This window comes from Actinomycetota bacterium, assembly GCA_014360645.1.
Lineage (GTDB): Bacteria > Actinomycetota > Geothermincolia > Geothermincolales > RBG-13-55-18 > Solincola_B.
The window spans coordinates 17,408-43,496 of the sequence record JACIXD010000013.1 but is presented as its reverse complement, the minus strand read 5'-3'; the positions used below and the strand labels follow the sequence as shown (position 1 = coordinate 43,496).

Genomic DNA, 26,089 nt, shown 5'->3' with positions numbered 1-26,089 from the left:
CTCTGCGCGGTCCTGCTCTGTCTCTCGTGCTCCTTTCCTCCTTCCCTCCCCTTCGGAGCGCGGAGGGCGTACGGGGGCACCCTTTCGGGCTGGAAGTTCTGCGTGGACCCCGGGCACGGCGGAAGTGAGTTGGGTGCGGTGGGTCCCACGGGCCTCAAGGAGAAAGACGTCAACCTCGCGGTGGCCTTCAAACTCAAGGACCTCCTGGAGGCGGAGGGCGCCGAGGTGCGCATGACCCGCTACGACGACAGCAAGGTGAGCATCACCCAGCGCTGGCAGATGGCCAACTCCTGGGGCGCTCACCGCTTCATCAGCATCCACCATAACGCGGTGAGCGACCGCAGCATCAACTATACCGTGACCCTGGTCTCGGTGAACGCCAGCCGGGAGTCTCTGGAGCTCGCCAACGCCGTGCAGGCGGAGCTGGTGGGGGAGCTCGGGTTGGGCAACTCCGGGGTATGGAAGGTGGATGACTGCGGGGTGCTCGACAACACCGTCATGCCCGCCATCCTCACCGAGGCCTCATTTATCTCCAACCCCGATGAGGAGCGGCGCCTGCGGGACGACTCCTACCTCCAGCGCGAGGCCATGGCCATCCTGCGCGGCATCCACATGCCCTCCAGCATCAGCTTCGCCCTGCCGCAGGAAAACCGCCTCTCCCAGGGCGTGGTGGACGTGGAGGTGCAGCTCCTGGGAGACGACAGCCTGGAGCGCCTCGACCTGGAGATGGAGGGACGGCTCCTGGCCACCAGGACCTCCAAACCCTACCGCTTCGAGATCGACTGCGGCGCGCTGGAGGACGGCACCTATTCCCTGCGCGCCACCGCCCGGTACAGGAACGGGAGCACGGCCTCCGTATCCCGCGACCTCATGGTGGCGAACGCCGCCCGTCACTGGTACTTCGCCGAGGGGACCACCCGCGAGGGCTTCGAGGAGTGGCTCACGGTCCTCAACCCCCATCACGAGCCGGTGACCTTCGAGGTCACCTACGCCTTCGGGGGGAAAGGCGCCGAAAGACGTTCCTACCGGGTGCCGGAGGAGAGCAGGATGAGCATCGAGGTCGCGCGGGAGGTGGGGAAGGGGCGCGACGTGAGCGTCATCGTCGACTCGCCCCTGCCGCTCATGGTGGAGAGGCCCATGTATTTCCTCTACGGAGGTCGCTGGGCGGGCGGGCACGTCTCCCCCGGCGTCAACACCCCCTCCACCACCTGGTACTTCGCCGAGGGCTACACCGGGAAAGGCTTCGAGGAGTGGCTGTGCCTGCTCAACCCGGGAGAGGAGGCGGCGGAGGTGACCGTCGAGTACTTCTCGCAGGGGGGAGTGCTGGGACAGGAGCGGAGGACCCTGCACCCGCGGCAGCGCGACACCGTTTTCGTCAACCAGGCCGTGGGTCCGGGGCACGAGGTCTCGCTGCGCGTGACCTCGGACCGACCGGTGGTGGCCGAGCGCCCCATCTACTTCCTCTACCACGGCCGCTGGGCGGGCGGGCATGTCTCCCCCGGCGTCAACACCCCCTCCACCACCTGGTACTTCGCCGAGGGCTACACCGGGAACGGCTTCGAGGAGTGGCTGTGCCTGTACAACCCCAACCCCGAACCCAATCTGGTCAGCATCTCCTACCAGACCTCGGAAGGAGTGGTCAGGCAGGACCAGGAGCTGATCCCGCCCTTCTGCCGCCGCACCGTGGACGTGAACCTCCGCGCCGGCCGCGACCTCCAGCTCTCCATCGCGGTGACGGGGGAAAGGCCGCTGGTGGCGGAGCGCCCCATCTATCACCATTATCATGGCTGGTGCGAGGGAGGGGACGTGGGGGCAGGGGTGACCGCCCCCTCCCGGCACTGGTACTTCGCCGAGGGCTACACCGGAGATGGATTCGAGGCGTGGCTCTGTCTTCAGAACCCAGGTGAGCAGGCGGTGGAGGCGGAGGTCGGCATGCACCACGAGAGCGGCGAGGTGCTGTATGAGAAGGTGAAGCTGGATCCCCACAGCCGGACCACCGTGTTCCTCAACTCCATGACCCCCTACCAGGAGGGCCTGGCCCTCTCCGTGCACGCCGGTGGCGACATCGTTGTGGAGCGTCCGCTCTATTTCCGGTACCGTGGAGCCTGGGCGGGAGAGCACGTCTCCGCGGGCTACTACCCGGGCGTGGTCCGCTAGCCCTTCCCCGCCGGCGCCGGTGAGGAGATCGTGCCCCACGGTAACCGATCACCCCTCGACGGCGATGTTAGAATAGGTTAGGGTTGTGGGTCGCGGCGAAGGACAAAGGCGGAGAGGTATAGAATAAAGCGACAGGCGGAGGATTATCCTAGGCACGGTCAAAGGAGGTCACGATGAAGGGGTTGACCAGCAAGATACTCATCGCGTTGGGTATCGTTCTCATCCTGGCGGCCATCCTGTGGTGGGCCATCGCCGTCAATGCGATGGTGAAGATCCCCGACGACCTGGACTCGACCACGAAGTACGAGGGCGAGATGACCTATTACGTGAACCCCGCCACCCAGGAGCCCCTGCCGGAGGGCGAGGAGATGAAGATGCCCATGAAGGTCGAGCGCAGGGTGGTCTCCATGGCGGAGGAGTACGATTCCTCCACCGCGCTCATCAAGGAGGAGGTCACGGTGGAGGTGGGAGGCATGAAGGTCCCGCCTGGCGGCCTGCAGTCCGTCTACGCCCTGGACCGCAAGAGCTCCGAGAACCTCGACGACGACCGTGCTTATGACTTCAAAGCCGGCAACCGCGTGAACCGCGATGGCAGCTACTATCCCCTCCTGCCCTTCGACACCTCAAAGGACGAGACCTACAAGGTATGGAAGGGCGAGATAGGGGAGGCCGGGGAGAGCGAGTTCCTCGAGGAGGTCGAGAAGTTCGGCGTCACCGTCTACAACTTCAAGGGCAGCGCCGCGCTGGAGGAGAAGAAAGAGGTGGTCCCGGCCTACCTGGAGATCAACGGCCTGCCCTCCGAGGTGACCTTCGAAGCCTTGAAGCCCCAGCTTCAGGCGCTGGGGGTGGACGTGGACGGGCTGCTGGCCCTGGCGCAGCGTCGCCTATCGCCCGAGGACCTGCAGAGCCTCGACGCCGCCCTGCAGGAGAAGATCCCCTTGAAATATTACTGGACCTACGACATCGAGACCTCCGTCGAACCCAAGACCGGCGCGCCGGTGGACCTGTACAAGGATGCCGAGGCCATGTATATGGAGCCGGACACCTCCAAGCTGGCTGGGGTCTTCGCCATCCTGGCCAAGTACGCGAACGATCCCGAGCTGGGGCCGGCGCTCTCGCAGTTGATGGGGCTGCAGAGCCAGCTCGGGGAGTCCAAACCCCGCAAGATCCTCGAGTACAGCATCGCCCAGACCGAGGAGACGGTGAAGTCGGCCATCGACGACGCCAAGGACGCCGTCTCCAAGATCAACCTCGTCAAGGTGTATATACCCTGGGCGCTGCTCATCGTGGGCGCCTTGCTCCTCATCATCGGCCTCCTCATGGGGGGCGGCGAGGTTCCCGAGCCCGCCGAGGGGTGATGTGCGCCCCGGCGGCGTATTCAGGCATCGGCAGAGACGGAGAGCGGGACCCCGGGAACGGGGTTCCCGTGTCTTTGGTCATGGCTGGGAGGCGGGAAATGGAGGATAATGCGTCATGGCCGGGGACGCCTGATGGCCCCGGGGAGGAGGAACTCCATTGCCCGCTGTGCAACGGCGTTATGCGCTCCGCGGGCGAGGCCGGGTGCCACGAGTGCATGCGCTGCAGGTCGCTGGCGCGCTTTCGCGAAGGCGAGCTCCTGGCCATGTGGATACCCGGCTATGAGCTGCGTCTGGAGGAGCTGAGCAGGCGAAACCGGGAGCTGCTGTTGCTCATCGAAGAGGAGGGCTCACGGGGCATGGAAAGGGATATGGGGCGGCTGCGCTCCATGCACGAGGAGCGGCAGAGGGTACTCTCGGAGTATTCCTTTTTCTGCTACTTCCGGCAGTTCGTGGAGAGATGGGACCGGTATTGAAAAAGGACTCCCCTCGCGGGAGGCGTCCCCGGAGCGGCGGGAAGTATGCGGGAGGAAGTAAAGGAAAGAGCACCGCCCGGAGCTGTTGGAGCGGTCCCGAAGATACGCTCTGATGAGCGCTCATCCGGATGGGGTAAGGGGAGAACGCCGGGAAAGGATGAAACCGCCCGGGACGCCGCGGCGTCACATGAGGTTGAGAAGGTGAGGCATATTCTCTCCCGGGCGCCGGCAGGAGATACGAGACCGCGCCCGCGCGGGTCGCGGCGAAGACGCGGGGCGCCGGGGATGCTGCCCGGTCTCTTGGACCGGGCATGGCCGCGCGCGAAGGGCGGGAAATGACGAGAGGATAAGACGTCGGAGGTAAGAAGGGTTCATGGCCAGGCGTAGGTTGAGCAACTGGGAGAAGCTGAAGTCCTTTGTGCTGCCGAGGAACGGGCTGGCGCGCTGGGCGCTCGTGGTGCTGGGGTGCGCCCTCGCGCTCATGCTCATCTCCTCCTCCCTCCTGGTCTACGCGGATGCCCGCCATCGGGGGGAGATGTTCCCCAACACCGTCATCCTGGGGGTCGACGTGACCGGCATGACCAGGGAGGAGGCGGTGGAGGCGGTGACCGAGCAGGCGGTAAGGCCCCTCATGCTCCCCATAACCCTGCAGTTCCGCGGCGAGCAGTGGGTTCTGGATCCCGCGGAACTGGGCCTCGAGTTGGACGTGGAGAGCTTGGTGCAGCAGGCATACGACGAGGGATGGAACAGGTCGGTTTTCGAGCGTGCCTTCCGGCGCGCCTTCAACCGCCCCGGCGACATCAACATCGGGCTGGAGTGCTACATGGACGGCCAGGTGCTCAAGGAGAAGCTGAGCGCGGTGGCCGCGGAAATCGACCAGGAGGTGAGGAACGCCTCGCTGGATTTCGACTTCCAGACCGGGAGGCTCACTTTTCATCCCTCCCGGGACGGGCTGTGGATGGACGTCGACGCCACCGCGCAGCTGGTGCAGTCGGCACTCTGCGGCGAGAACCGCGTCCTGGAGCCCGTGGTGGCGGTGACCCCGCCCTCCCTGTCCAGCGACGACGTGAAGACGGTGCTGGTGGTGGACATCATGGGCAACACCCTGAGCTGGTACGACAAGGATACCCTGGTGAAGACGTATTACGTGGCCACCGGGGAGCCCAAGTACCCCACCCCGCTGGGAAAGTTTTACATCATCCGCAAGGAAGAGAACCCGGTGTGGCTAAACCCCAATGTGGAGTGGTCCAAGAACATGCCCCCCCGCATCGAGCCCGGCCCGGACAACCCCCTGGGGGTGCGGGCTCTGGTGACCAGCGCGGCGGGGGGCACGGTGCTCATCCACGGCACCAAGAACCTGGTGCCCGGGCTGTATTCCCACGGGTGCATACGCATGTCCAACCAGGCCATCCTGGAGCTCTTCGACCACGTGAGCGTGGGAACGCCCCTCTTCATCTGGACTTCCAGACCGGTGCCCCCGCCGCCCCCCGAGCAAGGAGCCCCGGTGGGACCCGAGGATCCTGGGCTCGGACAGGAAGCGCAGCCGCAGGGCGAACAGACCCAGAACGGCAACGACCGCTGAGGACGCTCCGGTATAGGAAGAACGGCCGCATCCGCGCGGCGCGCTGCTCCGGCATACGGCGGCGGTCACCGACATCATGAAACGGCAATGGCGCCATCCCCGCTCCCGCCGGTCTGGAGGCAAGCCGTCTGGACGGAAGCATGCCTGGTCCGGAGAGGGACACTGCACCCATGAGATGCCGGCACGGAGCGCCCTTTTGAGGATTTTCCGTAAGCGCTCGACGCGCGGTGTCTCTGCCGGATTCCGCGTCGGGCGGGCTCCAAGCGCCCTTATCGGGCATAGAGTTCCGTTCAGGAAAGGATGTCGCCCCGCGGGCCCCCCATGGAGCCGTTCCCATGCGTCACCTCGCGGCGGCGCATGCGGGCTCTATCCCGTCAATCCTCTCCGTGGTATTTGAAGGAGATCTTCACCCGTGCGCGGTAAGCGGTGACCTTGCCCTCATCTACACGCATGTCCAGCTCGGCGATCTCGGCGATGCGCAGGTCGGTGAGGCTCTTGGCGGCGGTCTCCACGGCGTTGCGCGCCGCGTCCTCCCAGGAGTCGGGACTGGAGCCCACCACCTCGATGATCTTGTACACGCTGTCGCCCATCTCTCCCCCTTTCCTCGCGTCAGCCGCCCTTCAAATAAATCTTTCCCCCTTCGCGGAAGGCCAAACCTGGCCGCGCCGTGCTCACGCCGACCGCCCTCTCCGGGGAAGGAGCGCAGAGACGGTTGTGGGAAGAATAAGAGGGGCGGGAAGGGAGGTGGAAGGTAGAGGTAAGAAGAACGACGTGAAGAGAGGGACGGGAGGTAACCATGAGGATAGCGGTGATCGGGGCGGGGGCTATGGGGAGCCTGGCGACCTACCTGCTCCAGGCCGCCGGCGCGGAGGTGGTGCTATACGAACGGCGCGCGGAGCGCCTGCGTTTCCTGCGTGCGGAGGGCGTAGTCCTGCGGGGCGCGGTGGAGGGGCGTTGCGCTCCGGAGGTGGGGGAGGAAGGCGGGGCCGCGGCGCCTTACGACGCGCTGGTGCTGGCGGTGGAGGCCGGGAAGACCGGAGAGGCGCTGCGGCCGTTAAGCCCCTTCGTGCACCGGGACAGCATCTATCTCTCGTTGCAGGACGGCTTCGCGGCCGCGGAGCTCGCCTCGCTGGTGGGGGCGGAGCGGACCGTCGTCGCCCTCCCCTGGGTCTCGGCCGAGGAGTCCGCCACGGGTGTGGTGGAGGTGGAGGGGATGAGGGAGCTGAGGGTCGGGCCCTTCGCGGAGCGGAATGTCGGGGGCTGGGAGGACCTCGCCTCGGCCCTGGCCCGAGCCTGTCCCTGCGGGGTGAAGGCGGTGTCGGACATCGCCGGCAGCGCCTGGGAGCGCTTGCAGTGCGCCGCGGCGGTGAGCGGCATATGCGCGGTGTCGGGAATGATGCCCGCGGAGGCGCGCGCGGACGGCCGCCTGGACGCACTCTGCGCGGAGGCGGCGGAGGAGTGCCGCGGGGCCGCGGCCGTGGCGGGGGTGGAGCTTCCCCGCCCGGGGTCGGCGTGGGAGGAAGCGGTATGGGAGGACCTCAGGCCCCCCATGCAGAGAAGAGCTGAAGCGGGGGAGACCACGGAAGTGGCCTGGATGAGCGGGCGCGTGGTGGAGGCGACGCGCGGTTCGGGCACCGCGGTACCCGTGCATGCAGCGTTGCTCACCCTGATAAAGGAGATAGAGGGAGGAAGGCACCGTCCGGGGGAGGTGGCGGTAAGGGAACTGCTGCGCCGGGTGGAGGAGGAGAAGGGCATGTCCCTGCGGTGACCCGGCGCCGGGCCACGGCATCCCGCGCGTCGGGATCTACCGATCTTCAGGTGACCCTATATCCCGACAATGGACCGCGCCATGTTCCGATGGTTCTCGGCGCGCGCATGAAAGCGCAGCGGGCGACCTCATCCTTCCGAGAGAAGACCGCGCAGCGCGCGGCGCGAGGGCTTTCCCAGCAGGTCGCGCGGCAGCTCCCTGAGGAAGGTGACGCGGTGCGGGCACTTGTAATATACGAGGTGGCCGCGGGTATAGTCGATGAGCTCCCGCTCGGTCACCTCCCTCCCCGGCACCGTGACCACGAAGGCGTGCACCACCTCTCCCCGGATGGGATCCGGCTCCCCCACCACCGCCGCATCGGCCACCGCGGGGTGTCTCGCCAGGACCCCCTCCACCTCCGCGGGATAGAGGTTGAAGCCGCCGCTGATGATGAGATCCTTTTTTCTCTCCACGATGTAGAGATAGCCGTCCTCGTCCAGGTAACCGATGTCGCCGGTGTGCAGCCAGCCGCCCCGCAGGGCGCGCTCGCTCTCCTCCTTGTCGCGCAGGTATCCCTTCATCACGTTGGGCCCGCGCACCGTGATCTCCCCCGGGCTGCCCGCCGGGAGCTCGCGCTCGAAGTCGTCCCTTATGGAGACCTCGACGCCCGCGATGGGGGGACCCACCGAGCCCGCCTTGAAAGGGATGAAAGGGGTCTGGCAGCTCACCACCGGAGAGGCCTCGGTGAGCCCGTATCCCTCGTAGAGATAGATCCCGAATTTGTCGTGGAAGGCCCTGAGCACCTCCAGGGGCAGGGGGGCCGCGCCGCTCTGGAGCCGTTTCCAGCTCCTGGTATTGTAGCGGGCCGCATGGGGATGGTTGAGGAGCTGGACGAACATGGCCGGAACGCCGGGAATGGCGCGCACGTGGAACCTCTCGGTGCAGGCGAGCACCTTCTCGGCGTCGAACCAGGGCAAGAGCACGCTCTTCATCCCGCACAGGGCCGGGAGCAGGGAAGTGGTCAGCCCGAAGGAATGGGAGAGGGGCAGGGCGGAGAGGGCGGTCTCATCCCTGCTTATGCGGTTGGACACCGCGATGGAGCGTACGTTGCTGGCGATGTTCGCGTGGGTGAGCAGCACCCCCTTGGGCCGGCCGGTGGTCCCCGCGGTATAGAGCAGGGCGGCGGTGTCGCCGTCTCCGAGGGCGGCGGTTTCGGTGGCGGTCTCCGGCTGGTCGGAGATGAGCTCCTCGAGGGAGCGGGCCCCGCTCTCCGCCTCTCCCGCGGCCAGGATGACGCGCCCGCGGGAGAAGAGCTCCGGACACGCGAGCCTCGCCTTTGCCAGCAGGCTCGGCGTGGTCACCATGTACGAGGCGCCGGCATGCTCGGCGATCCACGAGAGCTCATCTGCGCTGAGGAGGAACATGGTGGGGCAGAAGACGATCCCCGTCCTGGCGCAGGCAGAGAAGAGGGCGAAGAAGTCGGGACAGTTCTCCATGTGCGCCAGCAGCACCTCTCCCGGCTCCATCCCCAGCTCCAGGAGGGCGTTGGAGATACGCCGGGAGCGGCGGTCCAACTCCAGGTTGGTGTAAGCGCGCTCCTCGAAGTAAAGGATCTCGAACTCCGGGAAAGCGCGCACCGTATGGTCCAGGATCTCCGTCAGCGCGGTCATCTGCCGACCCCCGTTCTCGGCGCGGGCGTGACCTTCCGGCGCCGAGGCCATCGCGGCGCCGCGCCGGGCGCCCATCCAACGGCGTCCACAGCCGGGGACGCATACCCGTCGGGCGGCGCGGAAGGTGGCGTAAACCCCCGCGGGGCGAACCCGCCCGGTTGCCGTCAGCAACCATTCTACTAGACAGGAGGCGGCATGTCTTCATCCCCCATTGCGACAAGATGTGTCGGATGGTAATCATTTCCGCATAATTTGTTCTCGCTGCGCCTGGCATGTATTCGTCTCCCATTGCGACAAGATGTGTCGGAGACTCCCTTGACACCTGTGGGCAAAGGAGAGGTCCCGTCTTCGCGGGATATGCCGAGGTTGCGGCGCCCGGGGAAGGAGGGTAACCTACGGGGAGCGAAGGTTTTTACGATTATTGAGGGATTCGCCAGCGGGAAGAGCTATGCGGCTCGGGAGCTCTCTTTCGTCGACGGGAGGGACCGGTGATGAAATATTTCGCGCGGTTGTGTAGGGACCACGCCCTCGCAGTGGTGGCGGTATGCCTGCTGGCCACCGTTCCGGTGGCGGTGGGCATCTCCTTCCTCGAGGTCAGGGCGGGGCAGAAGGACCTCATCCCCCGCAAATACGAGACCTCACGCACCCTGCAGCAGGTGAACGAACTCTTCGGGGGCACCACCATGGAGACGCCGATGGTGGAGAGCGACGGGCTGCTCTCCTACCCCATGATCAAGAAGTTCCTCCTTCTGGAGGAGGAGATGGCGGAGGCGGTGGGGGAGGACAGCTTTGTTTACATGGAACACTACCTAACAGCGTTCGCGCGCAACGCCCTCAACGAGGCGAAAAAGCAGTACGGCCCGCTGGTGAGCGACATCGCCACCATCCTCAAGTTCGGGGAGGGGACCCTGGTGCCCGACCCGTCCGACCCCTCGCGGAGCAAGCCCTTCGAGGAGGTGATCGAGGACGGGGTCGCCCTCTACCTCGCCAACCCCGTGGCCCACAAGTGGACGGTGGAGAAAAAAGGCCAGGGCCTCCTATCCGCGGACGGGAGGTACGCGCAGGTGATCATCAAGATCAACCCCGACCTGGATTCGGCCCAGCGCAAGGCCCTGGCCACCAGGATGGAGGACTTCTTCCACGCCTACTTCGAGGGCGGAGAGGTCCCCGCCACCGTCTACGTGAGCGGCGATCCCTCCATAGACAAGGACCTGGAGGAATACGTCTATTCCAGCACCTGGCTGCTGGCGGTGCTGGCGCTCATCGTGTTGGTGACCCTGCTCTTCATCGCCTTCCAGCGACTCACCGACGTGGTCCTGCCGCTGGCGGTGATCGCGCTCTCCACCATCTGGATCTACGGCCTCATGGGATGGGTGGGGTACCCGTTCACGGTGATCTCGGCCATCATCGGGCCCCTGGTGCTGGGGATCAGCCTGGGCAACGTGGTGTATATGATGGGCCGTTTCTACGAGGAGTTCGGCCTGGAGCGGGACCCCGGGAGGGCGGCCTACAGGTCCGTGGTGACGGTAGGGGTGGCCGTATTCCTGGCCTGCATCACCACCGTCATCGGGTTCGCCACCTTCCTCCTCTCCGACTTCGACGTGCTGCGGGAGTTCGGGATCATGTGCGCGGCGGGGATAGGGGTCTGTTTCCTCTTCAGCGTCACCTTCCTGCCCTCTCTCATGATCCTGCGCGAGCGGAGAAGGCAGCGCAAAGGGGCAGTGGACCCGCGGGGGATCGAGATCTTCTCCCCCCGCAACAACCGGCGCATCGACCGCGCCCTGGGAGGTATCGCCTCCCTCTCCCAGCACCGTCCCGGCGCGGTGGTGGTGGTGTACGGGTTCATCGTGCTCATCTGCGTCATGGGCACCTTCCGCCTTACCACCACCCCGGACCTGCGGGCGCTTGCCCCCCAGGACATCCCCTCCCTGCAGGCGCAGTACCTGCAGGAATCGATCTTCGGGGGGGTACAGCAGGACGTGTTGCTGGTGACGGGGGAGGTCATGGAGCCGCGGGCGCTGGCGGCGATGATGGATTTCCAGGAGAGGATCGCGGCCACGCCGTACTTCAGCGAGAAGGGCAGCGCCAGCCTGGGTGAGCTCCTGCGCGATTTCCGCGTCGAGACCGGCAGGGCCGGCCCCGCGGACAGCCCGGAGGCCGCTCTGCCGTCCACCCGGGCGGAGGCGGAGGAGACGCTGGCGGAACTGGAGGCGCTCATGGGCCCCCAGGAGGGCAAGCTGGTATCCGGGGATCACCGGGCGGCGCTCATCTCCATCTTCAGCGAGGGCGCTAGAAACAACCAGGAGATGCTGGAGAAGGACCGCATACTCACCGAGGCCGCCGAGGAGGCCTTCGGGTCCACCGCCTTGAGCTGGCGCCTGGGAGGCATCACCCCCCTTACCGCCGACATGATGGGCAACCTGGTGCCCACCCAGATGTGGACGGCCGTCCTAGCCCTCTGCCTCTCGGCGCTGGTGCTGGTGCTCATCTTCCGCTCCCTCACCTTCGGGCTCGCCACCCTCTCGGTGCTGGTGGCTGGCATAGCGGTGGAGCTGGGCTTCCTGTCCCTTATGGGATGGACCTTGGACATGATGACCGTTCTCATCTCCTCCCTCATCATCGGCATGGGCATCGACTACGGCATCCACGTCACCCACCGCTTCATAGAGGAGTACGAGCCCGGCGAGGTGAGCGTGGCGGAGGCCCTGAGGTCCTGCGTTACCAGGGTGGGGAAGCCACTGTTGGCCAGCGCCGTAGCCACGGCGGGGTCGTTCCTGGTGGTGTCCTTCTCGCGCATGGCGCCCATCCGCCGCTTCAGCCTGGTCACCGCGCTTGCGCTCACCGCTTCCCTGGCGGCGAGCCTGCTGGTGCTCCCCTCCATCATCACCCTCATCGCGCGGCGCCACCTGCTGGTGCGCGAGACGGCGCCCCCCGAGGCCGCCGACCTCAAGCCCGCCGGGGCGGATGCCGCGGGAGGCGCCAGAGGTTGAGGGCGGCGCTCAGCTCAGCTTGAGCAGCCTGGCGAAGGCCTTGCCCATGATTATCTCGATCTCCTCCGGGGTGAAGGAGACCTCCGGGCAGCAGCTCAGGTCGGGCTCCGTGACCGCCTTTACCCAGGTCCCCCAGGGGCAGAGGACGTTGAGGTAAGGCCCGTCGGTGCCGAAGAAGACCCTCCAGGGCCCCACCTGGTCCAGTACCCGCCTCAGCATGCGGTAGAAATCCTGGGGATGGCTGTTGAAGCGCATCTGCCAGCCCGAGAAATCGAAGTAGATGTTGGGCTTGATCTCCGCCACCAGCAGGGCCTCCTCCCACAGGGAGTGGGCGCAGTGGGCCATGATGATGGGCAGGTCGGGGAAGTCCGCGGCCACGTCATCTACGTAGATGGGCTGGGTGAAGCGGAACTTCATGGGCGCAGGCTGGCTGCCGGTGTGGAAGAGCACCGGGATGCCGTATTCCATGCACTTCTCGTAATAGGGGTAGGCCACGGGATCGTAGGGATAATAGCCCGTGGTAGGATGGAGCTTCAGCCCCTTCATCCCCCAGTCCTCCACCGCGCGCTTGAAGAGGTCGAGCCCCTCGGGGCGGCGCGGGTCGATGGCGAAGAAGGAGACCAGCCGGTCCGGGAAGCGCCTGGCGGCCTCGGCCACCATGCGGTTCTGCTCCTCAATGGATACGGGAGGCTCGCCCGCGGCGAGGCCGTAATCCACGGCGAAGATACAGGCCATGTCCACCCCCGCCTCGTCCATGTTGGCGACCGTCCTCTCGCCCGTGGTGTCGCTGATCACGGGCATGAGGCTGTCGATGAGGGCCGCAGGATCCGGGTATTCCCCCGTCATCTTGCCCATGGGAGCGGTGGCAACCCTTGCCATGCCAATGAAGAAGCTGCGGTCGATCCAGTCCTCCGCCACCAGGTGGACATGGCTGTCGATGATCATCGCACATCACCCCTTTAGCGCACGTAACTTCAGCCGACAAGGAAAGTATATGCCCGATGGGGCGGGCAGATAAAGGGCGGCGGGATTCGGGAGTGCAAAAGGACTGCGGGCGGTAATAATATTGTAGGTGAGGAGCGTGAGGCATCGTCGGGGACGCATGTGACGGGCTCGCTTCTCCCTCCCCGGCGGGAGGCGGCTGCGGCAGGGGGTGTCGCGGAGCGGAAAGGCACGCGCCGCAGCGCCGCGGGTGGCCCCGTGCCGGGATATCGGGGGGATGATCGCGGCGAGGTGAACGGAGGGAGCTGGAAAGGATGCTAGGCATTTACTTCGATGGCGGCTTGCAGTTGAGGGATGACCTCCAGCGGCCCGAGCCCGGGCCCGGGGAGGCGCTCATAAAGGTCATGGCCGCGGGCATTTGCCACACCGATCTGGAGATCGTCCGCGGCTACATGCATTTCCAGGGGATCATGGGGCACGAGTTCGTAGGGGTGGTGGAGGCCGCCGACGACCCCGAGCTCGTGGGCAAGCGGGTGGTGGGGGAGATCAACTGCTGGTGCGGAGTGTGCCCCATGTGCATCGAGGGCAAGACCGGCCACTGCTCCCAGCGCACCACCCTGGGCATCAGCGGGCGCGACGGCGTCTTCGCCGAATACGTGGCCCTTCCCGTGGCCAACCTGCACCTGGTGCCCGATACCCTGCCGCTCTACTCCGCCGTCTTCGTGGAGCCCCTGGCGGCGTGTTTCCGCATCCTGGAGCAGGTGCACGTGAGCCCGCGGATCGGCGTCGCCGTGCTGGGCGACGGGAAGCTGGGCCTGCTCGCCGCCCAGGTGCTGCGCCTCACCGGCTGCCGGCTGCTGGCCATCGGGCGTTTTCCCCACAAGCTCAAGATACTGGATCGGCTGGGCATAAGGACCGCGTTGCGGGACGACCTCGACCTCAAGGAGCGTTTCGACGTGGTCGTGGAGTGCACGGGGAGGCCGGAGGGATTCGAGCTGGCGCGCTCGCTGGTGGACCCCGGGGGGACCATCGTGCAGAAGAGCACCTACCTGGAATCGCTGAACGTGGACATCTCCAGGCTGGTGGTGGACGAGATAAAGGTGGTGGGTTCCCGCTGCGGACCCTTCGAGCCCGCCATCCGCGCCCTCATGAGGGGGCTGGTGGAGGTGCAGGAGCTCGTGGACCGCAGATTCCCCCTGGAGATGGGGCTCCAGGCCTTCGACTACGCCATGAAGGACGAGGCCCTCAAGGTGATCCTGGAGATGAAGACCTACCCGGCGGAGGGCCTCAGGCGGCCGGGAGAGCTGGAAGAGGAACCGGTGATCTGACTGCGGGAGCCGGGCGGCGGGCAGGAGCCTCGGCGCCGCGGAGCCGACGAGACGTGGCCCGGGGCGCCGAGGGACGGGATTCTTTTCACCATCCCTGATGGTGGAGCAGAGGAGGTAGGTGCATGGCATCGGAGGACCTGCTGGCGGTGGCGCGAGGCGACGCGGAGGCGGACCTGCTTCTGTCCGGGGCGAGGGTGGTGGACGTCTTCCGGGGCAGGGTGGTGAAGGAGAGCGTGGCCGTCCACGCCGGGTGGATAGCGGGGTTCGGAGAGCGGCGGGCGAGGGAGCGCGTGGATCTGGGCGGCGGCTTCCTCTGCCCGGGATTCATCGACGGCCACGTGCATATCGAGTCCTCCATGGTCAGTCTGCCCGAATACGCCCGCGCCGTGGTCCCCTCCGGCACCGTGGCCGTGGTCACCGACTACCATGAGATCGCCAACGTCCTCGGCGTGGAGGGGTTGCGCTATATGATGAGGGCGGTCGAAGGCCTGCCCCTTAGCGTGTTCGTCATGCTTCCCTCCTGCGTCCCGGCCACCCCCATGGAGACGGCGGGGGCGGTCCTGGAGGCAGCGGACCTCGCTCCCCTCCTGGAGGAGAAGGCGGTGGTGGGGCTGGGTGAGATGATGAACTTCCCCGGGGTGGTGAACGGGGACCCCGCGGTGCTGGCCAAGCTCGCCGCCTGCGCTGGCCTTCCCGTCGACGGCCATGCCCCGGGTCTCTCGGGAGCGGCTCTGGACGCCTACATCGCCGCCGGGGTGCAGTCGGACCACGAATGTGTGAAGGCGGAGGAGGCCGCGGAGAAGCTGGGCAAGGGCATGTTCATCTACATCCGGGAGGGATCTACGGCGCGCAACCTGGAGGCGCTCCTTCCCGTCGCCGAAGGGGCCTCGCAGGGGCGCTGCATCTTCGTCACCGACGACCGTCAGCCGAAGGACCTCCTGGAGGAGGGGCACATGGACGCGTTGCTGCGCAGGGCGGTGGCGCTGGGCCTGGACCCCCTCGCCGCGTTGCGCATGGTCACCCTGAACACGGCGGAACGCTTCGGGTTGCGCGGATACGGGGCGATAGCGCCGGGCATGCGGGCCGACCTGGTGGTGCTGGAGGACCTCCGGGGTTTCCGCGTCAGGCAGGTCTACAAAGGGGGAGCCCTGGTGGCCGAGGACGGCCGCTTCCTCCCCGGCCTCGCGCCGGTGCCGCCGGCGCCGGGAGCCATGCGCGTGGCCTGGGAGAAGGCGGGCAGCCTCGCCGTGCGGGCGGAAGGAGAGGAGATGCTGGTCATCGGGGTCATCCCGGACCAGATCATCACCGCGAAGCTGCGTGAGCGGCCGAAGGTGGAGGAGGGGATGGCGGTGAGCGATCCCCTCCGCGACCTGCTCAAGATCTGCGTGTTCGAGCGTCACCGGGGGACCGGCAACGTGGGGGTGGGTTTCATCCGCGGTTTCGGGCTCCGGGAGGGAGCCCTGGCCTCCACGGTGGCGCACGATTCCCACAACCTGCTGGCGGTGGGGGCCTCGGACGGCGAGATAATGGCGGCGGCGCGCGCCGTGGAGAAGATGGGAGGCGGACAGGTGGTGGTAAGAGGGGAGACCGTGCTGGCGGAGCTCCCCCTGGATATCGGCGGGCTCATGTCCACCCTGCCCCTGCAGGAGGTTAAGGAGCGGGTGGCCTCCCTCCAGGAGGCGGCGCGTTCCCTGGGGTGCCCGCTGGCGGAGCCCTTCATGACCCTCTCCTTCATGGCCCTGCCGGTGATACCGGAGCTGAAGATAACCGACCGGGGCCTCTTCGACGTGGGGACCTTCTCTCACACGCCTCTATTCCCGTGAACGCGGCCCGCGTAGGAAGGACACGCCGTCCGGAGGGGCGCCGGGTCGCGAACAGGCCTTTTCCTCCGGGGGATGCGAAGGCGCATGCTCTTCCTCTCGCGCGCCGGGTCGGGCGGGATGCGCCTCTCCCGTCCCGGCGGCGCTCGGCCGGGGCAACATCTGCGGGAACGAGGCGGTGGGGTCGAAGGCCACTTACACGGCGATCGTTACCATGCCGGGACCCCCGGGGGAGGGGCTTTTCCCGCGCGCGGATGCCCTTTCCTTCATCCGGGGATGCGCGAGCGCATGCGCATCCAGCCGCGCGCCAGATCGAGCAGCCCGGCGCAGGAGATGAACACCGCGGACACCATCAGGGCGTTGCCCCTGCGGGAGAGAAAGGACGTCGCGGATTCGGCCGCGCGTCGCAGCGGGGCGAGGTACTCCCCCATATCCCCGCTGAGGTGGGAGAAGGTACCGAGCTGCAGCCGCGCCGACTTCATGCCGGTGAGGGCCTCCTCGAAGGCCTCCGCGGCGGCGCTTCCCGAGAGGCGTTTCATAGACAACGGCCTCGCCTCCGCCTTTCGGGGTACCCGGATAGCCGGTAGGAATCCCGGAGATCCCGGACGCTCCCCGACGCTCTTTTTTTCACTCAAGGCCGGCTCACCTCCTAGCCTCGGGAGGGTTGCCCTCCTGTCCGCGCCGCCGGGCCGCGGGTCCCTTCGAGGGCCTCCTGCATCCCCCGCTTCATAACACATGATAGCCCATTTCGCCCGCCCCCGGCCCGGAGGAGGCGTTTTAAGGCGTATCGGCGCCGTCCGGGAGACGTTACCGGCGTAAGTGCCCTGTGTTATACTTTTTACGCCGCCGGCGGCGGAGCGGTCCGTAGAGGGGTTTTCATGCACCGTGTACATGTCCGTGCCGGAGATTTCCAGTGCTGAAGGAGGGAGGAATGGAGATCAAGAACGTCTTCGTAGTAGGATCTGGCCTCATGGGGAGCGGCATCGCCCAGGTCAGCGCCTTCGCCGGCTACAAGGTGAAGATGCACGACGTGAAGGAGGAGTTCACCGCCAGGGGCATGGAGGCCATCAAGTCCTCCCTGGGAAAGTTCCTCTCCAAGGAGAAGATAACCCGGGAGCAGCATGACGCCGCACTGGCCAACCTCTCCACCACCACCGAGCTCTCCGACGCCTCCGACGCCGACCTGGTGGTGGAGGCGGTCTTCGAGAAGCTGGAGGTGAAGAAGGAGGTGTTCGGGAAGCTGGACGAAGTCTGTCCCCCGCATACCATCCTGGCCACCAACACCTCCGCCATCCCCATCTCCTCCATCGCCGCCGCCACCGGGCGCCCGGAAAAGGTGGTGGGGACCCACTTCTTCAGCCCCGTGCCCCTCATGCGCCTCTGCGAGATCATCCGCGGCCTGCAGACCTCCGAGGAGACCATGGAGATAGCGGAGAAATGGGCGCAGTCGGTGGGCAAGGAGACGGTGCGCGTGCTCAAGGACCACGCCGGCTTCATCGCCAACCGCCTCTACCTGCCCATGGGCATGGAGGCGGCCAGGATGCTCGAGGCCGGGGTGGCCACGCCGGAGGACATCGACAAGGCGATGCGCCTGGGCTACAACCTGCCCATGGGTCCCCTGGAGCTCGCGGACATGACCGGCATCGACGTGCTGGCCAATGCCTGCATGGCCATATACAACGACACCGGAGACCCCAAGTACTTCCCCCCGCCGCTTATCCACCGCATGATCGCCTCCGGGCTGCTGGGGAGGAAGACGGGGAAGGGATATTACGACTATTCCAGCGGCAAGCAGGAGAGTTACTGGAAGGTCTGAGCATGGCCTGAAGGCGCGGCTGCGGACCGCCCCGCGCGGCGGTCCGCGGCGGCGCGCGGCGAACGGGGGAACAGGTGGGCGAGGAGAAGGACGGGATAGTCCTGGAGAAAAGGCCGCCCGCGGGGTGGGTGATCCTCTCCCGTCCCCGGCGCATGAACGCCCTCTCCCCGCATTCCCTGCGCGCCCTGTGGAGGGCCCTGGGCGAGCTGGAGGCGGACCCGGAGATCAGGGCTCTGGTGATCACGGGCGCGGGCGAGGCGTTCTGCGCGGGCATGGAGATGTCGGGACTGGAGGGGAGCGATCCCCTGGCGGCGCGCCGGCGCTGCCGAGAGCTGCAGGCCGTGGTGGGGCGCGTTGCCGATTCGCCTCTCCCCGTCATCGCCGCCGTGAACGGGGTGGCCATGGGGGCGGGGCTGGAGCTGTGCCTGGCCTGCGACCTCGCCTTGGCTTCCCCCCGGGCAAGGTTCGGGTTCCCCGAGGCCAGGCTGGGCATGATCCCCTGCGGCGGAGGCACCCAGAGGCTGGTCCGCCTGGTGGGGCTGCGCCGCGCGGAGGAGCTCGTGCTCACCGGCCGCATCCTCTCCGCCCGGGAGGCCGCCGAATGGGGACTGATAAACGGCGTGACCGGAGAGGATGCCCTGGAGAGAGAGGCGGATGAACTGGCGCGGAGGCTGGCGAGCTGCGGCAAGCTGGCCCTCTACCAGGCCAAGCGCTGTCTGAGACGCGCCCCAGACCTGCCTCTGGAGAGAGGGCTGGAACACGAGGCGGAATGCTTCGCCACTTGCTTCGCCAGCGGCGAGCCGGCAGCCTCCCTGAGGAGGTATGCCGCGCAGGCTGGGGCGGAGGGCGGAGGGAACGCTCCCCTCGAGGCCGCGCCCGAAGCGGAGGGGGGGAGAGGTGCCGCCGTCGGAAGAAAAGAGGGCGAGAGGGAAGCGGGAGAGGGAGACACCATCTTCGAGTAACGCCGTGTGCCCGGCGGGGTTATAGACCGCGTAAGCGCGTGCCCCGGTTCGGCGCGGGCTGACCGCCGGCCGTACGGTCAAGGGATGCGAGGACGGGTGCACGGCGGCACGGCGGGAGACCGCGGAGCGGGATCTGCGGCGCGGAGGGCGCCGCATCCTCGATATATCGCCAGAGCGCCCGTGATCACGGGTCGCCGCTTTTGTCCCTGGAGGGTAAAGACATCACGGGAGGTCGCATGGATTTCAAGTACCTGCTGGTGGAAACGGACGACGAGGGCATCGCCACCATCCGGCTCAACCGCCCCGAGGCCAAGAACGCCCTTAACCTGGAGCTCATCGCGGAGCTGGGCGTGGCGGCGGACATGCTGGCCAGGGACGAGGGCGTGCGGGCGGTCATCGTCACCGGCGGCGAGGACAACTTCGCGGCGGGAGGCGACATAAAGGAGATGGCCGGCAAGTACGCCCCCGACATGCTCAACGCCTACGGCGCCGACCTGTCGGGGTTCGAGAAGCTGGAACGCATCCCCAAGCCGGTCGTCGCCGCCGTGAGCGGATATGCCCTGGGGGGCGGCACGGAGCTGGCCCTGGTCTGCGACATGATCGTGGCCTCGGAGACGGCCGTATTCGGCATGCCGGAGATCACCCTGGGGATCATTCCCGGCGCCGGCGGCACCCAGAGGCTTCCCCGCCTCGTGGGGCCCAACCGGGCCAAGGAGATGATCTTCACCGGCTCCTTCTACGATGCCAGGACCTGCCTGGAGATGGGCCTGGTGAACAAGGTGGTGCCGGTGGAGGAGCTCATGGCGGAGGCCAGGGAGCTGGCGCGGCGCTGCATCCGCAACGGGGCCGTGGCCCTGGCCTGCGCCAAGGCCTGCGTCAACGAGGGCATGAACCTGGACCTCTATTCCGGCCTCGCATACGAGCGCAAGTGCTTCTCCCTCCTCTTCTCCACCGAGGACCAGAAGGAAGGGATGGCCGCTTTCAAGGAGAAGCGCAAGCCGCAGTTCAGGGGCCGCTGAGCGCGCGCGTCCTGCGCCGGTCTTGACCACGAACACGGGATACCGGAGGCACGTTCTTGCCGTGCCCGTACACCACAAGGGGAGGAATGCAGCATGATCTCGTTTGAGCTGAGCGAGGAGCAGAAGGCCATCACCAAGGTGGCCCACGAGTTCGCGGAGAAAGAGATCCGCCCCGTGGCGGCGGAATACGACGAGGAGGAGAAATACCCCGACTTTTTCATCGAGAGGGCCTTCAAAGCCGGCCTGACCTACCTCTACGTGCCGGAGGAGTACGGCGGCCAGGGCATGGATTTCCTCACCGCCTGCCTGGTGAACGAGGAGCTCTCCTGGGGGTGCTGCGGGTTCGCCACTATCCTGGGAGCAAACGGCCTGGGGGTGACCCCCCTGCTGGTGGCGGGGTCCGAGGAGCAGAAGAAGAAATACCTTTGCGAGCTCACCTCGCGCCCCTCGCTGGCCGCCATGGCCCTCACCGAGCCGGAGGCGGGTTCCGACGCGGCGGGCGTGAAGACCAGCGCGGTACGTGAGGGGGACGCCTATGTCCTCAACGGCACCAAGTGCTTCATCTCCAACGGCGGCATCGCCGACCTCACCACCGTCTACGCCACCACCGACCCCGCGAAGGGGGTGCGCGGGCTTTCCTGTTTCCTGGTGCCCAAAGACAACCCCGGCATCAGCGGGGGCAAGAAGGAGCGCAAGATGGGGGTGCGCGCCTCGGTGACCTCGGAGGTCATCCTCTCCGATTGCCGCGTGCCGGCGGAGGACCGCCTGGGAGAGGAGGGGCAGGGCTTCAAGATCGCCATGATCACCCTGGACAAGGCGCGGGTCAACGTGGCCTCGGGCTCGGTGGGCATCGCGCGCGCCGCCTTCGAGGCGGCGGTGGACTACGCGCGTCAGCGGGTGCAGTTCGGGCGCCCCATCGCCGAGAACCAGGCGGTCCAGTTCATGCTCGCCGACATGTCCATGGACATCGAGGTGGGCAGGCTCATCTACATGAAGGCGGCATGGATGGAGACCCGGGGGATGCCCTTCACCCGCGAGGCCGCCTACGCCAAGACCTTCTGCTCCGACATGGCCATGCGCGTGACCACCGACGTGGTGCAGGTCTTCGGCGGCTACGGCTACATGCGGGACTACCCGGTGGAGAAATACATGCGCGACGCCAAGATAAACCAGATCTGGGACGGTACCAACCAGATCCAGCGGATAGTCATGGCCCGCAGCGTCCTGGGCAGTTAGCGTACGACCCGGATGCGGCGCCCGCGTCGGCCGGGAGGGCCTTGACGCGGGCGTAGGGGCGTGCACATTATGATGCTTGTGTGTCCGGCGACGTGCGCCGCGCGGCGCGGGCGGCTCCCGGGGAGCGGTTCGGGGACGGCCACGGCGGAGCCGGAATGAGCATGCAGGCAGGGAGGGTTCTCCACGGAGAAACGGAAGAGGCAAGAGGAGGTTGAGCATGGACTTTGAACTCTCTCAGGAGCAGAAGGCCTTCTTCAAGGAGGTCAAGGAGTTCGCGGAGAAGGAGATCGCGCCCTTCACCGAGGAGTACGACCGCAACAGCGAGTTCTTCTGGGACGGCTGGAAGAAAATGGGAGCAATGGGCCTTCTGGGTCTCCCCTTCCCGGAGGAATACGGCGGCTCCGACGCGGGGGCCCTGGACACCGCCATCGCCATGGACGCCTTCGCGGCGGGGGGAGGCGACGCCGGCGTGTCCCTGTCCTGGGGCGCGCATACCATCATCGGGGCGGTGCCCATCTGGGTGATGGGCACGGAGGAGCAGAAGAAGAAATACCTCCCGGGCATCTGCAGCGGGGAGAAGGTGAGCTGCTTCGGCCTCACCGAGCCGGACGCCGGCTCCGACGCGGCCTCCATCAAGACCACCGCGGTGCGGGACGGGGACGAGTACGTCATCAACGGCTCCAAGATGTTCATCACCAACGGCCCCATCTGCGACCTATGCATCGTGATGGCGGTGACCGACAAGGAGAAGGGAGGCGCGGGGATCAGCGCCTTCATCGTGGACCGCGATACCCCCGGCTTCGAGGTCAGCCGCGAGCTGGACAAGATGGGGAACCGCACCTCTCCCACCGCCGAGCTGGCCTTCAACGACTGCCGGGTGCCGGCGGAGAACCTGCTGGGCGCGGAAGGCGAGGGTTTCTACGGCGTGGGCAAGGCCACCCTGGAGTGGGAGCGCGCCATCATGGTGGCTCCGGCGGTGGGGGGCATGGAGTGCAACATCAACCGCTGCATCGAGTACGCCAAGGAGAGGAAGCAGTTCGGGAGGCCCATCGGCAAGTTCCAGGCGGTGGCCTTCAAGATCGCGGAGATGAAGTGCCTGCTTGACGCGGCGCGCCTCCTGGTCTACCGCGTGGCCTGGATGAAGGACCAGGGCATCCCGGCCATGATGGAGGCCTGCGTGTGCAAGCTCTTCGTCACCGAGAGCGCCTTCAAGGTGGCCAACGAGGCGGTGCAGATCTTCGGCGGCTACGGCTACATCCGCGAGTACCCCGTGGAGCGCACGCTGCGCGACGCCAAGTTGGGTACCATCGGGGCCGGGACCTCGGAGATCCAGAAGATGATCATCAGCCGCCTGCTCATGGGCAAGTTCTGACCGATGGGTATAGAGGTAACGGTCCATCTCACCGGGATCGTCCGGCACCACGCGGGGGTGAAGGAGAGGAGGTACGAGCTGCCCGAGGGAACGGCGGTCTCGGACCTCCTGCGCCGCGTGGGGGAGGATCTCGGCCACCGCATGCCGCCCCAGATGTGGGACGCGGAGAACAAGCGCTTCCATCCCGTCATCAGGGCCGCGCGTCGCGGAGCGCCGTTCCTGGAGGACGGCGAGGCCCTGCGGGACGGCGACGAGGTGTTCATCATCTCCCGCATGGCGGGAGGATGAGACGGCAACGGGGGTCCGCGACGACCCCCGATCTGTTCCTGGGAGGGGGACGAGGCTGAGGGAGGCGTGATGTACGATTACGACGCGATCGTGGTGGGAGCGGGCATCGCCGGCCTGGGGGTGGCTACGCAGCTGCAGCAGGCCGGAAAGAAGACCCTGCTGCTGGAGATGTATCCCAAGGCGGGAGGCCGCATGCAGTCCTACGACCTGCCGGGGGGATACCGCGTGGACATCGGGCTGCACATGATCGAGATGGGCAAGAAGGGCTACTGCCACGAACTCGGCGCCCGTGTGGGCAAGGAGATCGAATGGGCCGCCTTCTCCGTGACCTTGGACCTCTACGAGGACGGAAAGTGGCAGGACATGCAGAGCTTCATCCAGCTCACCGACGAGGAGAAGGCCAGCTTTATCGCCCTCATGAAGGACATCGCGGAGATGGGCGAGCCCGATTTCAAGGCCTGGGACAACCGTTCCTTCGAGGAGTGGTTGGACCGCAACGACCTCGCGGGCAGCCTGCGCGAGGTATGGGAGAACATGAGCATGATCATGACCACCATACCCGACGCCAGGGAGCAGTCGGCGGGCGAATGCCTCTACATCGCCAGGGAGGCCCTGATCAAGGGCAGGGCGGTGCTCATCGCCGCCTATCCCCGGGGCGGCATGTGGGGGGTCATCGGGCCCCTGGTGGATGCCTTCCAGGAAATGGGAGGAGAGCTCAGGCTGGGAGCCCGCGTGGAGCAGGTGGTCTTCGAGGGCAGGAAGGTGGCCGGGGTCCGGGTGGCCCGCAGGGGAGCCAGCCCCATCGCCAGGGAATGGCGTTTCGTCTCCACCGACCTGGTGACGGCGCCCCTGGTGGTGCTGGCCCTCCCCATCTGGCACCTGGACAAGGTGCTGGACTTCGACCGCCGCTATTCCCCTCTGCCGGGCTGGTGGCTGAAGCGCATCGAGGACATCCGGGGCGAGCGGACGGGCCTTTTCGGCTACATCATCGCCACCCGGCGGCCCCTCTACGAGCGCACGGTGTTCATGTCCGCGCTGAAGTCGCCCCGCACCGGGCTGCCCCTGCAGGCCTTCGCCCCCACCGCCTTCGACCCGGGGGTGGCCCCGCCCGACCGCTACCTCTTGGTCACCGACAACGTGGCCGAGCCGTGGGAGCTGGAGGACAAGTTCAACCTGGCCCGCCTCATGGAGCAGCACTGGGAGGACGTGAAGGAGCTCTACTCCTTCGAGGACGGCGAGGTGGAGTTCGCCCTGCCATATTTCACCACCGGGTGCGACGGCCTGGCGCGCAAGCCCGGGCTCACGGGGGATTTCAAGCCCGACGTGCGGGCCCCTTCCGTGGACGGCCTCTTCTTCGCCGGCGACACCTACCTGGGAAGGGGACTGGCCATAGAGGGCGCCTCGCGCTCCGCCATCCTGTGCGTGGAGCGCATCCTGGGATGAGGGTAAGGGAGATCTCCCCGTCCTGACGGGCCGCGGCGGGCTCCGCGGCCCGTGTCTCAACCCGCTTTCCGCCGCGCGTGTTATCATGGTGGTCGCGCAGGCCACGGGCCGGTTACGGATAGAAGGGAGCAGAGGAAACGCCATGTCCCGGGTAAGGCGGGAGCTCCGCACGGCGATCATCTCCGATGCCTGGGGGTTCGGGCTCATGGAGACCAGGCCGCATCCTCTCTGGCAGGTGCGTTACTGGGCCGTCCGCAACAAGGCGTTGCTGGTGCCCGAGTACGGGGCCATGTACGTCGCCGCCTTTCTCAAGGCCAGGGGCGTGGAGGTCGAGGTCATCAACCTGGTGGCCGACGTCTTCGACGACCGGAGGTGGTTCGTGGAGAGCGAGGAGGGCCTCCCCGACGACGCCCTTTCCACGGCTCCCGTCGGCGGGGAAGAGGCGCTGCGGATGTTGAGGGAAAACCTGGAAAAGTCTTTGCGGCGAGCGCAGCCTGAGGTTGTTCTCTTCCCCATCTCCATCTACTACATCGCCCTGCATGCCCGCGAGATGCTCAAGCGCCTGCGGGAGCTGGTGCCGGAAGCGGTGCTGGTGGCGGGGGGAGTCTATTCCACCATGCATCCCCGGGAGATCATGGAGGACGGCGCCGCGGACTTCGTGGTGCGGGGCGAGGGGGAGTGGACCGCCCTGGAGCTGCTGCAAGCGCTGCGCGATAAAGGGAGGAAAGGGGATTTTTCCCATATCGCCGGCCTCACCTGGCGCGACGCCGGAGGCCGCGTGGTGAACAACCCCGATCGGGAACGCGAGAGGGACATCGACCGCTTCCCCCATATCTACACCGTTTCCGAGGAGTTCGCCATCGGGACGCGTCACCGCATCCTGAAAGCCCTCAACCCCCTCGACGACTACATCCCCGGGGGAGGATTCCTGACCTCCCGCGGCTGCCCGGAGGAATGCACCTTCTGCCTCGATCCCGCGGTGTGGAAGAGGAAGACGCGCTTCCATTCCCCGGGGTACGTGCGCGAGGTGCTCGCCTACTGCTGGGAACACTTCACCACCGGGGATCGCAGCTTCTATTTCGGGGACGCCACCTTCGCCCTCAACCGCCCCCGCCTCAGGGCGCTGCTGGAGACGGTCAGGGAGTTCCCCTTCACCTACCACATCCAGACGCGCGCCGACTCCCTGACCCCGGAGGTGCTGGAAGGGCTGCGCGAGAGCAACTTCGGGAGCGTGGCCATCGGCGCGGAGTCCTTCGACGACCGCATCCTCAAGGAGGTGGTGAGGAAGCGCACCACTCGCGAGGAGATCCTCGCTGCCGCCAGGGCGGTGCGCGCCCACGGTATGACCCCCATCCTCACCTTCATCGCCGGGCTGCCGGGGGAGAGCCGCGCGAGCATGGAGCGGACGGTGGAGACACTGCGCCGGGAGGGGATCACCGAGGCCACCTTCTTCCCGCTGGTGGTCTTCCGGGGCACCGCTCTCTACCAGACCTTCCTGGAGACCTTCGGAGAGGAGGAGCGGGAGCGCCTGCGCCTCAACCGCTGGTCGGAGGAGTTCTGTTTCGCCGGGGAGGAGTTCTCCTCCATGCAGGAGCTCATCGACTACACCCAGTACCTGAACGACGCCATCCGCGCCTGAAGCCCCGGGATACCCGGTCCGTTAATGTTCCGCCTCCGATCCCTCGTGTTCCACGGCCGCGCGGCGGCAGTTCCCCTCGCAAGCAGGAGCTTATCGACTACACCCAGTACCTGAACGACGCCATCCGCGCCTGAAGCCCCACCGCCCCGGTTTGCCGTTTTTTCCCGGCTACGGATATGATAGGGGTGATGAACGCGCGGCACCGGCCGCGGCGGAGGGGAGGAGAGATCCCTGAGAGGTGAGGCGA

General features: G+C 66.8%; 20 protein-coding genes. 16 read left to right on the top strand and 4 right to left on the bottom strand.

Annotated features, from left to right (window positions below; all coding sequences use genetic code 11):
• Nucleotides 1-129 precede the first annotated feature (129 nt).
• The 4 genes from H5T74_11595 to H5T74_11580 all read left to right on the top strand — a co-directional run bounded on the left by H5T74_11595 (nt 130) and on the right by H5T74_11580 (nt 5,570).
• The gene (locus tag H5T74_11595; GenBank protein MBC7231018.1) at nt 130-2,157 is read left to right on the top strand and encodes an N-acetylmuramoyl-L-alanine amidase; all 2,028 of its coding nucleotides are present in this window, start codon (nt 130-132) and stop codon (nt 2,155-2,157) included.
• Nucleotides 2,158-2,330: 173 nt separating this feature from the next.
• Nucleotides 2,331-3,515, top strand: a complete 1,185-nt coding sequence (locus H5T74_11590; GenBank protein MBC7231017.1) for a DUF3068 domain-containing protein — start codon at nt 2,331-2,333, stop codon at nt 3,513-3,515.
• Between the two features lie 98 nt (nt 3,516-3,613).
• Nucleotides 3,614-3,988: a hypothetical protein gene (locus H5T74_11585; GenBank protein ID MBC7231016.1), complete on the top strand. Its 375-nt coding sequence runs from the start codon at nt 3,614-3,616 to the stop codon at nt 3,986-3,988.
• Nucleotides 3,989-4,361: 373 nt separating this feature from the next.
• Nucleotides 4,362-5,570 carry a L,D-transpeptidase/peptidoglycan binding protein gene (locus H5T74_11580; GenBank protein ID MBC7231015.1) on the top strand — a complete coding sequence of 403 codons (1,209 nt, stop codon included), beginning with the start codon at nt 4,362-4,364 and terminating at the stop codon, nt 5,568-5,570.
• Nucleotides 5,571-5,944: 374 nt separating this feature from the next.
• Here the strand turns inward: H5T74_11580 and H5T74_11575 are convergent, their stop codons facing one another.
• Nucleotides 5,945-6,160 carry a dodecin domain-containing protein gene (locus tag H5T74_11575; GenBank protein ID MBC7231014.1) on the bottom strand — a complete coding sequence of 72 codons (216 nt, stop codon included), beginning with the start codon at nt 6,158-6,160 and terminating at the stop codon, nt 5,945-5,947.
• Nucleotides 6,161-6,366: 206 nt separating this feature from the next.
• Between H5T74_11575 and H5T74_11570 the strand changes: the two genes are divergently transcribed.
• Nucleotides 6,367-7,338, top strand: a complete 972-nt coding sequence (locus tag H5T74_11570) for a ketopantoate reductase family protein (GenBank protein ID MBC7231013.1) — start codon at nt 6,367-6,369, stop codon at nt 7,336-7,338.
• Between the two features lie 128 nt (nt 7,339-7,466).
• Here the strand turns inward: H5T74_11570 and H5T74_11565 are convergent, their stop codons facing one another.
• The gene (locus tag H5T74_11565) at nt 7,467-8,987 is read right to left on the bottom strand and encodes an AMP-binding protein (GenBank protein ID MBC7231012.1); all 1,521 of its coding nucleotides are present in this window, start codon (nt 8,985-8,987) and stop codon (nt 7,467-7,469) included.
• A 491-nt stretch (nt 8,988-9,478) separates the two neighbouring features.
• Here H5T74_11565 and H5T74_11560 point away from each other — a divergent pair, with 491 nt between their 5' ends.
• Nucleotides 9,479-11,977 (top strand): MMPL family transporter, encoded by a 2,499-nt coding sequence (locus H5T74_11560; GenBank protein ID MBC7231011.1) that lies wholly within the window; start codon nt 9,479-9,481, stop codon nt 11,975-11,977.
• 9 nt (nt 11,978-11,986) lie between these two features.
• On the opposite strand, the gene H5T74_11555 is transcribed toward H5T74_11560, so the two are convergent.
• Nucleotides 11,987-12,922 carry an amidohydrolase gene (locus tag H5T74_11555; protein ID MBC7231010.1) on the bottom strand — a complete coding sequence of 312 codons (936 nt, stop codon included), beginning with the start codon at nt 12,920-12,922 and terminating at the stop codon, nt 11,987-11,989.
• Between the two features lie 311 nt (nt 12,923-13,233).
• Between H5T74_11555 and H5T74_11550 the strand changes: the two genes are divergently transcribed.
• On the top strand, nt 13,234-14,247 hold the full coding sequence (locus H5T74_11550) for an alcohol dehydrogenase catalytic domain-containing protein (GenBank protein MBC7231009.1): 1,014 nt from the start codon (nt 13,234-13,236) through the stop codon (nt 14,245-14,247).
• A 122-nt stretch (nt 14,248-14,369) separates the two neighbouring features.
• On the top strand, nt 14,370-16,070 hold the full coding sequence (gene ade / locus H5T74_11545) for an adenine deaminase (protein ID MBC7231008.1): 1,701 nt from the start codon (nt 14,370-14,372) through the stop codon (nt 16,068-16,070).
• 263 nt (nt 16,071-16,333) lie between these two features.
• On the opposite strand, the gene H5T74_11540 is transcribed toward ade, so the two are convergent.
• Nucleotides 16,334-16,612, bottom strand: a complete 279-nt coding sequence (locus H5T74_11540) for a hypothetical protein (protein MBC7231007.1) — start codon at nt 16,610-16,612, stop codon at nt 16,334-16,336.
• A gap of 386 nt (nt 16,613-16,998) precedes the next feature.
• On the opposite strand from H5T74_11540, the gene H5T74_11535 reads away from it, so the two are divergent.
• From H5T74_11535 to H5T74_11500, 8 genes are all read left to right on the top strand, one after another.
• Nucleotides 16,999-17,883 carry a 3-hydroxyacyl-CoA dehydrogenase family protein gene (locus H5T74_11535; protein ID MBC7231006.1) on the top strand — a complete coding sequence of 295 codons (885 nt, stop codon included), beginning with the start codon at nt 16,999-17,001 and terminating at the stop codon, nt 17,881-17,883.
• A gap of 74 nt (nt 17,884-17,957) precedes the next feature.
• Complete coding sequence (locus tag H5T74_11530; protein MBC7231005.1) at nt 17,958-18,845, top strand: enoyl-CoA hydratase/isomerase family protein; 888 nt, start codon at nt 17,958-17,960, stop codon at nt 18,843-18,845.
• A gap of 236 nt (nt 18,846-19,081) precedes the next feature.
• Nucleotides 19,082-19,864 carry an enoyl-CoA hydratase/isomerase family protein gene (locus tag H5T74_11525; protein MBC7231004.1) on the top strand — a complete coding sequence of 261 codons (783 nt, stop codon included), beginning with the start codon at nt 19,082-19,084 and terminating at the stop codon, nt 19,862-19,864.
• A 96-nt stretch (nt 19,865-19,960) separates the two neighbouring features.
• The gene (locus H5T74_11520) at nt 19,961-21,100 is read left to right on the top strand and encodes an acyl-CoA dehydrogenase family protein (protein MBC7231003.1); all 1,140 of its coding nucleotides are present in this window, start codon (nt 19,961-19,963) and stop codon (nt 21,098-21,100) included.
• 217 nt (nt 21,101-21,317) lie between these two features.
• Nucleotides 21,318-22,472: an acyl-CoA dehydrogenase family protein gene (locus H5T74_11515; protein ID MBC7231002.1), complete on the top strand. Its 1,155-nt coding sequence runs from the start codon at nt 21,318-21,320 to the stop codon at nt 22,470-22,472.
• Nucleotides 22,473-22,475: 3 nt separating this feature from the next.
• Nucleotides 22,476-22,760 (top strand): MoaD/ThiS family protein, encoded by a 285-nt coding sequence (locus tag H5T74_11510; GenBank protein ID MBC7231001.1) that lies wholly within the window; start codon nt 22,476-22,478, stop codon nt 22,758-22,760.
• Between the two features lie 69 nt (nt 22,761-22,829).
• Nucleotides 22,830-24,203 carry an NAD(P)/FAD-dependent oxidoreductase gene (locus H5T74_11505; protein MBC7231000.1) on the top strand — a complete coding sequence of 458 codons (1,374 nt, stop codon included), beginning with the start codon at nt 22,830-22,832 and terminating at the stop codon, nt 24,201-24,203.
• A 142-nt stretch (nt 24,204-24,345) separates the two neighbouring features.
• Nucleotides 24,346-25,842, top strand: a complete 1,497-nt coding sequence (locus H5T74_11500; protein MBC7230999.1) for a B12-binding domain-containing radical SAM protein — start codon at nt 24,346-24,348, stop codon at nt 25,840-25,842.
• Nucleotides 25,843-26,089 lie beyond the last annotated feature (247 nt).